This window comes from Nocardia pseudovaccinii (assembly GCF_050942345.1).
In the GTDB taxonomy this organism is placed as follows: Bacteria; Actinomycetota; Actinomycetes; order Mycobacteriales; family Mycobacteriaceae; genus Nocardia; species Nocardia pseudovaccinii.
On sequence record NZ_CP192074.1, the window covers coordinates 2,628,273 to 2,641,093 of the forward strand.

Consider the following 12,821-nt stretch of genomic DNA (forward strand, 5'->3'; position numbering starts at 1 on the left):
AAAACTTGTGCAGCCGTGAGCGCGCCTCAGCCCGGATCGCGTACCTCGGTTGCTCGTCGGAAAGGTGATCGAGAATGGCCGAGCGCCGCACACTGGCCGAGAAGGTGTGGGAGCAGCATGTCGTCGCCCGCGGAGCGGGCGAGGGCGCCTCGCGGGAGCCCGATCTGATCTACATCGATCTGCACCTCGTACACGAGGTGACCAGCCCGCAGGCCTTCGACGGACTCCGCGCCGCGGGCCGTCCGGTGCGCCGTCCCGATCTCACCATCGCGACCGAGGACCACAACGTCCCGACGATCGATATCGATAAGCCGATCGCCGACCCTGTTTCGCGCACCCAGGTCGAGACGCTGCGCCACAATTGCACGGAATTCGGTGTGCGCCTGCATCCGATGGGGGACCTGGATCAGGGCATCGTGCACGTCGTCGGGCCGCAATTGGGTTTGACCCAGCCGGGGATGACGGTGGTGTGCGGCGATAGCCACACCTCCACCCACGGCGCGTTCGGCGCGCTGGCCATGGGCATCGGCACCAGTGAGGTCGAGCACGTCCTTGCCACGCAGACGCTCTCGCTGCGCCCGTTCAAGACCATGGCGATCACCGTGGACGGCCAATTGCCGCCCGGTGTCACGAGTAAGGACCTGATTCTGGCCGTCATCGCCCAGATCGGTACCGGCGGTGGTCAGGGCTATGTGCTCGAGTATCGCGGCGAAGCCATTCGCGCCATGTCGATGGAGGCGCGAATGACGATCTGCAACATGTCGATCGAGGCGGGCGCGCGGGCCGGCATGATCGCTCCTGACGAAACCACCTATGAATTCCTCAAAGGCCGCCCGCACGCGCCGCAGGGAGCCGACTGGGATGCCGCAGTGGCCGCCTGGGAGGCGCTGAAGACCGATGAGGGCGCCGGTTTCGATGCCGAGGTGCACATCGACGCCGCCGCACTGAGCCCGTTCGTCACCTGGGGTACCAACCCCGGACAGGGTGCGCCACTGGGCGAACAGGTGCCCGATCCCGCGCGGATTACCGACGAGACGGCACGCGAGTCCGCGGAGAAAGCGTTGCGATACATGGATTTGGAGCCGGGTACTCCACTTCGTGATGTATCGGTCGACGCCGTATTCGTCGGTTCGTGCACCAACGGGCGCATCGAGGATTTGCGTGCGGTGGCCGGGATTTTGAAGGGACGCCGCGTCGCCGACGGGGTGCGAATGCTGGTTGTACCGGGATCTATGCGGGTGCGCGCCCAGGCGGAAAAAGAAGGACTGGGCGAGATTTTCACCGCGGCGGGCGCCGAATGGCGTCAGGCGGGCTGCTCGATGTGCCTGGGAATGAATCCCGATCAGCTCGCGCCGGGTCAGCGCTGTGCTTCGACTTCGAACCGTAACTTCGAGGGTCGGCAGGGCAAAGGTGGCCGTACACACCTGGTTTCCCCCCTCGTAGCGGCCGCAACGGCGGTCCGCGGCACCCTGTCCTCGCCTGCGGATCTGGACTGATCGGCGCGCGGACGCCGTTGTGTCCACGCCGATTCGTGTTCCGCCCGCTAGCGACTGCTTGCAGGTCGCTCGAAACGACTGCCGTAGCGAGTGCTTGCAGGTCGCTCGAAACGACTGCCGTAGCGACTGCTTGCAGGTCGCTCGAAACGATCAGCCCAAATCGTCTAATGACCCAGGAGAATCAGCAAATGGAAGCCTTCACCGTGCACAAGGGGATCGGAGTGCCGCTGCGCCGATCCAATGTCGACACCGATCAGATCATTCCGGCCGTGTACCTGAAGCGGGTGACGCGAACGGGATTCGAGGACGGACTGTTCGCAGCATGGCGATCGGATCCGGACTTCATTCTGAACACCGAACCCTTTAACCGGGGCAGTGTGCTGGTGGCCGGTCCGGACTTCGGTACCGGATCCTCGCGCGAACACGCGGTATGGGCGCTGTCGGACTACGGCTTTCGCGTCGTCATCTCGTCACGCTTCGCCGACATCTTCCGCGGCAATGCGGGCAAGGGCGGACTGTTGGCCGCGCAGATGTCACAGAACGATGTCGAAATGCTCTGGAAGTTGCTCGAGGAACAGCCGGGTCTCGAATTGGTAGTAGACCTCGAGGCGCGCACGGTGACGGCTGGAACCGTCGTGTTGCCGTTCGATATTGATGACTACACACGGTGGCGTCTGCTCGAAGGATTGGACGACATCGGGCTGACACTCCGGCGTAGTGACGTCATCGGCGAGTTCGAAAAGGCAAGGCCAAGTTGGAAACCCACAACCCTTCCGGCGCATATTTCGCAGGCGTAATCACCCGGTAGCGATAGCTGAGTTCGCCTTGGGGCGGTAGCTGGACGTGTGCTAAACCACATGAATTTTGGCGTGGCACATAGACTCTTGCCCAAAGTGGGTTTACCGTGGTACCTAGTCGGTCCGACGACGGGCCATTAGTCTGCGGAGGATTCAATGAACAAGGCGGAACTGATCGACGTTCTGACCGAAAAGTTGGGTACGGACAGGCGCACGGCCACCGCGGCAGTCGAGCATGTGGTCGACACCATCGTGCGTGCGGTGCACAAGGGTCAGAGCGTCACAATCACCGGATTCGGTGTGTTCGAACAGCGTAAGCGTGCGGCTCGTGTCGCGCGGAACCCGCGTACCGGCGAAACCGTGAAGGTGAAGCCCACTTCGGTGCCGGCGTTCCGTCCGGGCGCGCAGTTCAAAGCCGTCATTGCGGGTAAGCAGAAGCTGACCGCGAGCGGCCCTGCGGTAAAGCGCGGCGCGAATGCACCGGTGGCAGCCAAGAAGGCGGCCGCGAAGAAGACGGCGGCCAAGAAGGCCGCCGCCAAGAAGACGACCGCCACCAAGGCGCCCGCGAAGAAGACGGCGGCCAAGAAGGCCCCGGCAAAGACAACGGCGCGCAAGGCAACTGCCACCAAGACGGCGGCCAAGAAGGCACCCGCAAAGAAGACCGTCGCCAAGAAGACGACGACTGCGGCCAAGAAGGCGACGACGGCGGCCAAGAAGACCACCACCGCCGCCAAGAAGACGGTCGCGAAGAAGGCGCCCGCGAAGAAGTCCGCGGCCAAGAAGGCTCCGGCACGTCGCGCGCGCTGACGCTGAAGGTGCACTGCCGCCGGGTGATTCGGCTCCGCTAGGCGGAATCACCGGCAAACCGACTCGAAACGGCCCCGAGGTTCGCCTCGGGGCCGTTTCGGCTGTCTGCGTCGGGATCTGGTGTCGAGAAGCGACCGTGTGACGGTTGTGGTCCCTTCGCTGCGTGAGGACTCGTCTGCGGCGTCAGGGCTTGACGATGGCGTCGGAGAGTGACCGGTCGAGGTGGTCGGCGGCGACCAGTCGACCCGAGACGAACGACAGCACCCACACACTGCCCTTGCGGTTGCGCGCCGACGGCAGTGTGATGCCGTCCCGTTCGGCCCACCACTGCAGCAGATCGGGAATTACCTTGCCCTGACTGCAAAGAACGCGCACCGCACGATCCGACACGAGTGATAGGGCGCGTTGTCGAGCCTTGTCCGGCGCTGCGGCATAAGCGGTTTCGGAGAAATCCGGTTCGATGCCGATGGTCGTGCCGAGTTTCTCCGCAAGTGGTTCCATCGTCTGGACACAGCGCAGTGGATCGGCCGAAAAGATCTCGGACGCACCGAATGCCAGCAGATTCGGGACCAACGCATCGGCTTGGGCCCGACCGGCTCGCTCCAGTGGGCGCTGGTCGTCCGGGCCGTCGAATCGGTTCCTGCTGCCAGCCTTGGCGTGCCGCACCACAACCAGCGTGCTGGTGGCGGCGGGCAGGCGGTTGAAGGCGCGCATCACCTGGCGGTCCATCGGATACGACAATTGGTCCATCACCCGGTCCAAGGTGTACCAGGACAGCGCATCGACCTCGGAATTGGCGCTGAATTCACCGCCGGAAACCTCGGCGGCCCAATAGTCCACCCGCTTGAGTTTCCGATGTCCGGGAATCGGATACGTGACGTGCCCGAGGTAGCGGCCGAGCCGGCAGTCGAGGCCGGTTTCCTCGCCGACCTCGCGCACGGCGGCGAGCACCGGTGTCTCGCCCGGATCGAGTTTGCCTTTCGGCAGCGACCAATCCTGATACTTGGGGCGGTGCACCACGGCGATCTCGATGGCGCCGGATTCAGCGGACGTTCTACGCCACAACACCGCACCTGCGGCGTGAATGTTGGCTGTTACCCGAGGATCCCAGAACGGCCCGCCGTCCATCTCGTATCCCGTCGTACCACTCACGACTGCGCCTCGAAGGTGCTCGGCTTCGTCGTGCGCGATTGCGCGCTGTGTTGAAGGTTCACTCGCTGCCGCTCGTTCACGGCTGATCCGGTCTCCGTACTCGCATCATGAATTGCTGGTGGTCACGTACCTCGACGCCGTTGCTATCGGCGCCGTCGGGTGAGGCCTGCCAGCTGCCGTCGGCTTGGAGTACCCAGCAGCGCGTCGTCGGATACAGCGCCGAGTCGAAGACCGAGCCCAGCTGCTCGCACAGCTTCGGATCCTTCACCTGTGCCATGACTTCCACGCGCCGGTCCAGATTCCGGTGCATCATGTCGGCGCTGCCGATCCAGTATTGGTCCTGGGCCTGGAAGTGCATGATCCGCGAATGTTCCAGGAAGCGACCGAGAATCGAGCGCACCTCGATGTTCTCGCTCATCCCCTCGACACCGGGTCGCAGACCGCAGATGCCACGCACCACGATCTGCACCGGTATACCGGCCTGAGAAGCTCGGTAGAGCGCGTCGATGACTTGCTCGTCGACAATTGCATTGGCCTTTATCCGGATTCGCGCCGGGACGCCTTGGCGCGCCAGTTCGATCTCGCGCTGGATCCGCTCGATGATTCCGGCGCGCACACCCTGCGGTGCGACAAGCAGGTTGCGGTAGTTGGCCTTTCGCGAGTAACCGGTCAGCGAATTGAACAGATCGGTCAGATCTGCGCCGATTTCCGGTGCGGCGGTGAGCAACCCGACATCCTCGTAGAGGCGTGCGGTCTTCGGGTTGTAGTTGCCGGTGCCGATATGGCAGTAGCGGCGGATGGTCGAACCCTCGCGACGCACTACCAGGCAGGTCTTGCAGTGCGTCTTGAGGCCGATGAGGCCGTAGACCACATGCACGCCCGCCTGTTCCAGCGCCCGGGCCCATTTGATATTGGCCTGTTCGTCGAAGCGGGCCTTGATCTCGACCAGCGCGACGACCTGTTTACCCGCCTCGGCCGCGTCGATGAGCGCGTTCACGATCGGGGAGTCACCGGAGGTTCGGTACAGGGTCTGTTTGATCGCGAGCACCTGCGGGTCGGCGGCGGCCTGTTCGATGAAACGCTGCACGCTGGTGGAGAACGAGTCGTAGGGGTGGTGCACCAGCACATCGCCCTCGCGCAGCGCCTGGAAGACATTGCGCGGGGTTTCCCGCTCGCCGAACGCGGGCGGCGTCGCGGGCACATACGGCGCGTCCTTGAGATTGGGCCGGTCCACGCCGTACACCTGCCACAGGCAGGACAAGTCCAGCAGGCCGGGCACCTGGATCACATCGCCGGGATCGACCTCGAGCTCGCGCAGCAGCAGATCGAGCATGTGCTCGGTCATGTCGTCGGAGACCTCTAGTCGGACCGGCGACCCGAAGCGGCGGCGAGCGAGTTCCCGCTCCAATGCCTGCAGCAGATCCTCGTCGCGATCCTCGTCGACCTCGAAATCGGCATTGCGGGTGATCCGGAACGAGTGGTGTTCGACGACCTTCATACCCGGGAACAGCAGATCGAGGTGCGCGGCGATCAATGCCTCCATCGGCAGGAAGGCCGCGACCGGGGTCCCGGAATCGGTGCGCCGCACTCGCACGAAGCGATCGACGTTATCGGGCACCTTGACGCGGGCGAAATGCTCGCCGCCGGTGGAGGCATCCTTCACCGTCACCGCGAGGTTGAGACTCAGGCCGCTGATATAGGGGAACGGGTGCGCCGGATCCACCGCGAGCGGGGTGAGTACCGGAAAAACCTGATCCTGGAAGTAGGCCGAGAGGCGCTGGCGCTCATCGTCATCCAGATCGGACCAGTCGATGACGGCAATGCCCTCGGCGGTCAGTGAAGGCAATACCGAGTCGAGGAAGACGCGCGCGTGCCGGTCGGCGATCTCCTGGGCGCGCGCCGCGATCAGCTCCAATTGTTCGGTGGGCGAACGGCCGTCGGCCGAACGCACCGAAAGTCCGGTCTCCGCACGGCGTTTGAGACCTGCGACGCGGACCATATAGAACTCGTCCAGATTGGAGGCGAAGATCGCAAGGAATTTCGCGCGCTCCAACAATGGCAGCGATGCGTCCTCGGCAAGTGCGAGAACTCGGGTGTTGAAGTCGAGCCAACTGAGTTCGCGGTTCAGGTAGCGATCACGTGGCAACCGCTGGGCGTGGCCGTCCTCGGCCGGTGGTGTCGCGGCGGGCAGTGTGGTCGGCAGCACCTGTTGCTTGACGGTTTCGATATCGCTCATGCCCGCGCCTCGCTGGCACGCGGCACCGACATGCGCGACGCACGCTGGTTCCGGAATAGCTTGCTTCGCTCACTCACGTCAACGATCATCCCCTACCAACCGGGCCGTGTGCAGCCCGACACCATCATTGCCGTGCGTATCACGCCTCATGTGGCGACCGGCTAGCACACCCGGCGTACCCGCTCGTGAACGTGAATCGGCCAGCCGATGTCGTGCAGCACAGCACCTGTCGAATCGCCCGCGCCGAGCTCGACGGCGCGGTCCAGATCGTCGGCGGTATCGACGTCGAGCCGCAATCCGGGCCAGTCACCGTGCAGGTCGACCGCACCCGCTTCGATGTGCCGACGCGCCGAGCCGGGACCGAAGCGCGGGTCCAGCGGGGCGACGGTATCGCGAACCAATAACGCGGCCGTGCCGCTGCCCGCGTGGTCGACGATGACCGAACGAACGCCGACCGGCGCGGTGGTCAGCATGTCCGCGAGTTCGTCGGGGCGCAGGGCGGGCAGATCCGCCTGCAGGGCCAGCAGCTCGATCGGACCGTGCCGGTGTCGCAATGCGGTGGCCGCGTCGGTGAGCGCGGTGTTCAGGCCGTCCGGATCGGTCGCGTCGATCACCTCGCGGCGGGGTTCGGGATGCACTACCGCGCCGAGTGTGCGCGCCAGCTCGGCGACGACCGGATCCGGGGTCACCACGGTGACCGACGCGATCTGCGGAACCGCCACGGCGGCGGACACAGTGTCGGCGAGCATGGCGAGCACCAGCCGGGCCCGGTGTTCCGGGCGCAGCCGATCGGCCAGACGGCTCTTGGCCCGATCGAGGCTCTTGACCGCGATCACGGCGTGCAACGCATGCGGACGCATGCTGCTAATCCTTCCATGAGTGGTTCCGTGGCATATTGGGCAGATGACGAGGGCGGCAGTGCTGGGCGCGGGATCATGGGGGACCGCGTTCGCGAAGGTGTTGGCGGACGCGGGAACCGACGTCACGATCTGGGCCAGGCGGCCCGAGGTGGCCAAGGCCCTGGCCACGGAACATCGCAATCCGTTCTATCTGCCCGATGTGCAACTACCCAGCGTGCGGGCCACCCACGACCACGCCGAGGCGCTCGACGGCGCCGAAATCGTGGTGCTCGCGGTTCCGTCCCAATCCCTGCGCGCGAATCTCGAGACGTGGCGGGACTCGATCGGGCCGGATGCCGCGCTGCTGAGCCTGGCCAAGGGCATCGAGACCGGTACGCTGCTGCGGATGAGTCAGGTCATCGGTGAAGTCACCGGTGCCGACGAGAGCCGGATCGCGGTGCTGTCCGGTCCGAATCTGGCCAAGGAGATCGCCGCCGAGCAGCCCGCGGCCACCGTGATCGCCTGCACCGATGCCGCGCGGGCCGTCGCACTGCAGCGGGTCTGCGCGAACGGCTACTTCCGGCCCTACACCAATACCGATGTGATCGGCTGCGAGATCGGTGGCGCCTGCAAGAACGTCATCGCGCTCGCCTGCGGCATCGCCTCGGGAATGGGGTTGGGCGACAATTCGATTGCCAGCCTGATCACCCGTGGGCTGGCCGAGATCATCCGGCTCGGGGTCGCACTCGGCGCGGAGCCGGTCACATTGGCCGGACTGGCCGGAGTCGGCGATCTGGTCGCCACCTGTACCTCGCCGCTGTCGCGCAACCGGTCGTTCGGGCATGTGCTCGGGGCGGGCGGGTCCATGGAGGCGGCCCAGGAGGCGACACATGGTCAGGTCGCCGAGGGTGTGAAGTCGTGCACATCGGTGCGGGCGCTGGCCGCGGCGCACGATGTCGAGATGCCGCTGACCACGGGGGTGCACCAGGTATGTCATGAGGGCGTTTCGGTACGCGAGGCGGTCGACAATCTGCTGGGTCGGCGGATCAAACCGGAATAGGGGCGAACGCTGTAACCGCACGGGCACGAGGTTGGTTCGGCACCCATAACGGGTACGGTTCCGTTCATGACGAACCGGATCAGGGTTGCTGTGGTGTTCGGCGGGCGCAGTAACGAGCACGCCGTCTCGTGTGTGTCGGCCGGCAGCGTGCTGCGCAACCTCGATCCGGAAAAGTACGAGGCCGTGCCCATCGGCATCACCCTCGACGGCGCCTGGGTGCTCGGTGGTTCGGAGGTGGCGTCGCTCGGATTCAAGGACAACGCGCTGCCCGCTGTGGACAGCAGTGGCACCGCGCTCACGCTGGCCGCCGATCCGAGCCGGTCCGGCTCGTTGGTCGCGCTCGATGATCCGAGTGCGGCACTCGGTTCGGTCGATGTGGTCTTCCCGATTCTGCATGGTCCGTTCGGTGAGGACGGCACGCTGCAGGGCATGCTCGAATTGGCCGGGGTGCCGTATGTCGGGCCCGGAGTGCTGGCCAGCGCCGCGGGCATGGATAAGGAATTCACCAAGAAACTGCTCGCCGCGGAGGGGCTGCCGATCGGGCGGCAGTTGGTGCTGCGGCGCGGGACCGACACGCTCGATGCGGATGATCGCGCGCTGCTCGGCCTGCCGGTATTCGTCAAACCGGCGCGCGGTGGCTCCTCGATCGGCATCACCAAGGTCACCGATTGGCGCGAGTTGGACGCGGCGATCGCGACGGCGCGCGAACACGATCCGAAGGTGATCGTGGAGGCGGGCATTGTCGGGCGGGAAGTCGAATGCGGCGTGCTGGAATTTCCGGACGGGCGGGTCGAGGCCAGTGTGGTCGCCGAGATCCGGATGCCCGACGCCGATGCCGCGGCGCCGGAGTTCTACGACTTCGACACCAAATACCTCGACGATGTCTGCGAATTCGATGTTCCGGCGAAACTGGACGACGAAGTATCCGACAGCGTCAGGGAACTCGCGGTGCGGGCATTCAAAGCGCTCGACTGCCAAGGGTTGGCGCGGGTGGACTTCTTCGTCACAGCCGAGGGGCCGGTGATCAATGAGATCAATACGATGCCCGGCTTCACCTCGATCTCGATGTATCCGCGGATGTGGGAGGCGACCGGAATCGACTACCGGGCACTGGTTTCCACGCTGATCGAAACGGCGCTCGCCCGGGGTACCGGATTGCGGTGAGCGATGCTCGACCTTTTGGGCTGGACCCGCGGCATCGCACGTACACAGGGCGCGGCGCAACGACGCGGGGGGTGAACGTCAGTTCGGCAGCGGGCCGGGATCGATCGGCTGGGCCGGTATGTTGGCCGTGATCGTGTCCGAAACTCCTTGTAGCGGAGTCGGTCCGGATCCGTCGGGGACGGTCAGCGCGATATAGGTCGCGCGGTCGACGGCGAACCAGGTGCTCGCCTTGGCGGCCGCATCGCGGACCTCGAACCATTGCACGCCATTGACGATCTGCAGCGGGGAGGCGCGGTTGAACTCCAACGGTCGCTCCAAACCGCAGCGCAGCACAATGGCGTCGCCGCCGTCCTTACGCTGCCAGGCGCGAGTCGCGGGGGGAGCCGGTTCCACCAGCGTGGATTTGGAGTAGTCGCCGAGATCGACCGGCAATGCGGGCAGCAGCGCGGCGCACGCCGGACCATCTGCCGCGGGTGCGGGAACCGGACCGAGAACCAGCGGTTCGCGTTCGGTCGGTGCGCGTAGGGCAAGGACCGCGGCGACCAGAACGGCGACTACCAGCACGACCGGGAGTGCGACCGCGGTCGCGATCAGCGCGGGCGGATAGCCGCTGGATTCGGTCGCGGGCTCGTCGGCGGGTTCGGTGCTGTCGGGGGTTACGGGTTCGGTACCGGCGGCCGCGGTTGCGGTGTCGGCGGGCTCGGCGTTAGCGGCATCGGTTGAAGCTGTGGCGGGCTCAGCGTCGTCGGTAACGGTTGAGGCTGCTACGGAGTCCGCGGTTTCGGTGTCGGCGGCACCGTTTGAAGCTGTTGGGGAGCCAGTGGTCTCGGCTTCGGCGGCACCGGTTGAGGCTGGTTCGGGCTCGGCGGGTTCGGCACCGGCGGAGGCTGGCTCGGGCTCGGCATGGGCCGCTGGGGATGGGCTCTCGGCTCCGCTGTGATCGACGGTGGACGTGGGTTGCGCCGTAGCGCTGTCCGCCGCGGAATCGGCCGTCCCTTTCGACAGCTCGGTCTTGGACGACTCCGCCTCCGACGAATCGCGGTCCGACGAATCCGCCGCCATGCTCACCGGTCCTTCCTGTTCGCGCTGGCGGGGCCCGGTCACCTGGGAGATGGATGCCGCGCTCCGGCCTGGTAGTACTCGATTGCCTTGGAAAGGGTACCCTCGGGGCGATTTCAGCCAGCACGACGCCGGGAAGGGGCCAGGTCATCAGCGACAGCACACGGCCGAAGACAGTGCGTGAGCTGGGGGAGTTCGCGCTGATCGAGCGGATCAACTCGGGGCGGGTGCAGGCGCCAGGCGTGCTGCTCGGCCCCGGTGACGACGCCGCCCTGGTGGCCGCGCCGGACGGCCGTTTCGTGGTCACCACCGACATGTTGATCCAGGATCGACATTTCCGGCTCGACTGGTCTGGTCCGCGCGATGTCGGGCGCAAGGCCATCGCGCAGAATGCCGCCGACGTGGTCGCTATGGGTGCGGTGCCGACCGCATTCGTGGTGGCGTTCGGCTGTCCGGCCGATACGCCGCTCGAGCTGGTGGATGGGCTCACCGACGGGATGTGGGCCGAGGCGCGCCGCGCGGGCGGTTCCATCGCGGGCGGCGATGTGGTGCGCAGCCCGCAGCTGGTCATCTCGGTAACCGCTTTCGGCGATCTGGACGGCCGCGCGCCGATCACCAGAGCCGGTGCACGCGTGGGGGATACGGTCGCGGTGGTTGGTCGCCTGGGCTGGTCCGCAGCCGGGTTGGCCGTGCTGACCGCCGGATTCGATCCGGCAGACGAACTCTTCGCCGAAGTGCTTGCGGCCCATCGGGTCCCACAGCCGCCCTATTCGGCTGTGCTCGCTGTTGTCGCCGATTCCGCTGCCGAAGTGGACAACTCCGAATTGCCCGCGATACCCACCGCGCTAACCGACATTTCGGACGGATTGCTCGCGGATCTGGGCCATATCGCCGAGGCGTCCGGCGTCGCCATCGATATCCAATCGAAGACATTGCGTGATCCGGCTCTGGCGACGATCGCGCGGCGTCTGGATACCGATGCGGCCCAATGGATTCTGACCGGCGGCGAGGATCACGCGTTCGTCGGAACGTGGCCCGCGCACCGGGATTTGCCGCCCGGCTGGGTGCCGATCGGACGGGTGCTGGCAGGTCACGGCATCACCGTCGACGGTGTGCGGCATCCGGGCAGTGGGGGCTGGGAATCGTTCAGCGGGGTGGACTCGGCATCCGAGCCCGAGCCACGATAGGTTGTGCGGTCATGGGCGCGAAACCACTGATGGAAATCATGGATCCGGGTTGGGCGAAGGCTCTCGAACCGGTTGCCGAACAGATCTCGGCGATGGGCGAATTCCTGCGCGCGGAGAACGCGGCGGGCCGCGGATATCTACCTGCCGGTGAGAATGTGCTGCGCGCCTTCCAACGCCCGTTCGACGCGGTGCGCGTGCTCATCGTCGGCCAGGATCCGTATCCGACGCCCGGACATCCGATGGGCCTGAGTTTCTCTGTCGCCCCGGATGTTTCGCCGGTGCCGCGCAGCCTCGCCAATATCTTCGCCGAATACAGTAAAGACCTCGGCCACGAGACTCCGTCCAATGGCGACCTGAGCCCGTGGTCGGATCAGGGCGTACTGCTGCTGAACCGAGTACTGACGGTTTCGCCGGGACAGCCCGCCTCGCACCGCGGCAAAGGCTGGGAGGCGGTGACCGATCAGGCGATTCGTGCGCTGGTGGCCAGGGACGAACCGCTGGTCGCGATCCTGTGGGGTCGGGACGCGCAGACACTGAAACCGCAGCTGGCCGCGGCCGAGGTGCCCTATATCGAATCCGTGCACCCGTCACCACTGTCGGCCTCGCGCGGCTTTTTTGGTTCGCGACCCTTCTCACGAGTGAATGAACTACTCGACGAATTGGGTGCCGAGCCTGTTGACTGGCGCCTGCCCTAGATCTCGGGCGTCGAGGTTAAAACACAGTAGAGGAGCACAATTACATGCAGAACAAGACCGTTCGCGGCGCACTGCGCGGCACCACCGCCACGCTGGCCCTGTGCGCGGCCCTGGCCGGCGGCAGTGCGGCGGCGAATGCGGCCGGGTTGCCGCTCGAGCCCGCCACGGAGACCTCCGCGCCGAAGACCGCCGCTCCGGTCGGCGAGGAATTCACCTCCAATGGCTCCTCGACCATCTCGTCCTCGGTGAATGCCAAGGTCGCGTGCCTGCTGCAGAACACCATCAGCGCGCAGGGCAAGTGGGACTGCTGAGGTCTCATTGACCGGGGC

The 12,821-nt window shown here is 65.8% G+C and carries 12 protein-coding genes; 8 read left to right on the forward strand and 4 right to left on the reverse strand.

Annotated features, from left to right (window positions below):
* The first annotated feature begins 74 nt into the window (after positions 1-74).
* From leuC to ACQPZ2_RS11950, 3 genes are all read left to right on the forward strand, one after another.
* On the forward strand, positions 75-1,496 hold the full coding sequence (leuC, locus tag ACQPZ2_RS11940) for a 3-isopropylmalate dehydratase large subunit (protein WP_433525597.1): 1,422 nt from the start codon (positions 75-77) through the stop codon (positions 1,494-1,496).
* A gap of 188 nt (positions 1,497-1,684) precedes the next feature.
* Positions 1,685-2,293 carry a 3-isopropylmalate dehydratase small subunit gene (leuD, locus tag ACQPZ2_RS11945; RefSeq protein ID WP_063042925.1) on the forward strand — a complete coding sequence of 203 codons (609 nt, stop codon included), beginning with the start codon at positions 1,685-1,687 and terminating at the stop codon, positions 2,291-2,293.
* Between the two features lie 156 nt (positions 2,294-2,449).
* The gene (locus tag ACQPZ2_RS11950) at positions 2,450-3,100 is read left to right on the forward strand and encodes an HU family DNA-binding protein (protein ID WP_433525598.1); all 651 of its coding nucleotides are present in this window, start codon (positions 2,450-2,452) and stop codon (positions 3,098-3,100) included.
* Between the two features lie 183 nt (positions 3,101-3,283).
* Here ACQPZ2_RS11950 and ACQPZ2_RS11955 read toward each other — a convergent pair whose 3' ends face one another.
* The 3 genes from ACQPZ2_RS11955 to cofC form a co-directional block, all read right to left on the reverse strand.
* Complete coding sequence (locus ACQPZ2_RS11955) at positions 3,284-4,228, reverse strand: NUDIX hydrolase (RefSeq protein WP_433527397.1); 945 nt, start codon at positions 4,226-4,228, stop codon at positions 3,284-3,286.
* Between the two features lie 100 nt (positions 4,229-4,328).
* On the reverse strand, positions 4,329-6,488 hold the full coding sequence (locus tag ACQPZ2_RS11960; RefSeq protein WP_433525599.1) for an RNA degradosome polyphosphate kinase: 2,160 nt from the start codon (positions 6,486-6,488) through the stop codon (positions 4,329-4,331).
* A 161-nt stretch (positions 6,489-6,649) separates the two neighbouring features.
* Positions 6,650-7,348, reverse strand: coding sequence for a 2-phospho-L-lactate guanylyltransferase (gene cofC / locus ACQPZ2_RS11965; protein ID WP_433525600.1), 699 nt, complete (start codon positions 7,346-7,348; stop codon positions 6,650-6,652).
* Between the two features lie 43 nt (positions 7,349-7,391).
* Here cofC and ACQPZ2_RS11970 point away from each other — a divergent pair, with 43 nt between their 5' ends.
* Together ACQPZ2_RS11970 and ACQPZ2_RS11975 are read left to right on the forward strand one after the other, a co-directional pair.
* The gene (locus ACQPZ2_RS11970) at positions 7,392-8,387 is read left to right on the forward strand and encodes an NAD(P)H-dependent glycerol-3-phosphate dehydrogenase (RefSeq protein WP_063042895.1); all 996 of its coding nucleotides are present in this window, start codon (positions 7,392-7,394) and stop codon (positions 8,385-8,387) included.
* A 66-nt stretch (positions 8,388-8,453) separates the two neighbouring features.
* A complete protein-coding gene (locus tag ACQPZ2_RS11975) occupies positions 8,454-9,551 on the forward strand; it encodes a D-alanine--D-alanine ligase family protein (RefSeq protein ID WP_063042894.1) in 1,098 nt (365 codons plus the stop codon).
* A 78-nt stretch (positions 9,552-9,629) separates the two neighbouring features.
* On the opposite strand, the gene ACQPZ2_RS11980 is transcribed toward ACQPZ2_RS11975, so the two are convergent.
* Complete coding sequence (locus ACQPZ2_RS11980) at positions 9,630-10,613, reverse strand: DUF3515 family protein (protein ID WP_433527398.1); 984 nt, start codon at positions 10,611-10,613, stop codon at positions 9,630-9,632.
* Positions 10,614-10,786: 173 nt separating this feature from the next.
* On the opposite strand from ACQPZ2_RS11980, the gene ACQPZ2_RS11985 reads away from it, so the two are divergent.
* Genes ACQPZ2_RS11985 through ACQPZ2_RS11995 form a run of 3 tightly spaced genes read left to right on the forward strand, consistent with a single transcriptional unit; the run spans position 10,787 to position 12,803 of the window.
* Complete coding sequence (locus tag ACQPZ2_RS11985; protein WP_433525601.1) at positions 10,787-11,797, forward strand: thiamine-phosphate kinase; 1,011 nt, start codon at positions 10,787-10,789, stop codon at positions 11,795-11,797.
* An 11-nt stretch (positions 11,798-11,808) separates the two neighbouring features.
* Entirely contained in the window at positions 11,809-12,492 is a 684-nt protein-coding gene (locus ACQPZ2_RS11990; RefSeq protein WP_433525602.1) for a uracil-DNA glycosylase, read from the forward strand.
* A gap of 44 nt (positions 12,493-12,536) precedes the next feature.
* Positions 12,537-12,803 (forward strand): hypothetical protein, encoded by a 267-nt coding sequence (locus tag ACQPZ2_RS11995; protein ID WP_040693471.1) that lies wholly within the window; start codon positions 12,537-12,539, stop codon positions 12,801-12,803.
* The last annotated feature ends 18 nt before the right edge of the window (positions 12,804-12,821 follow it).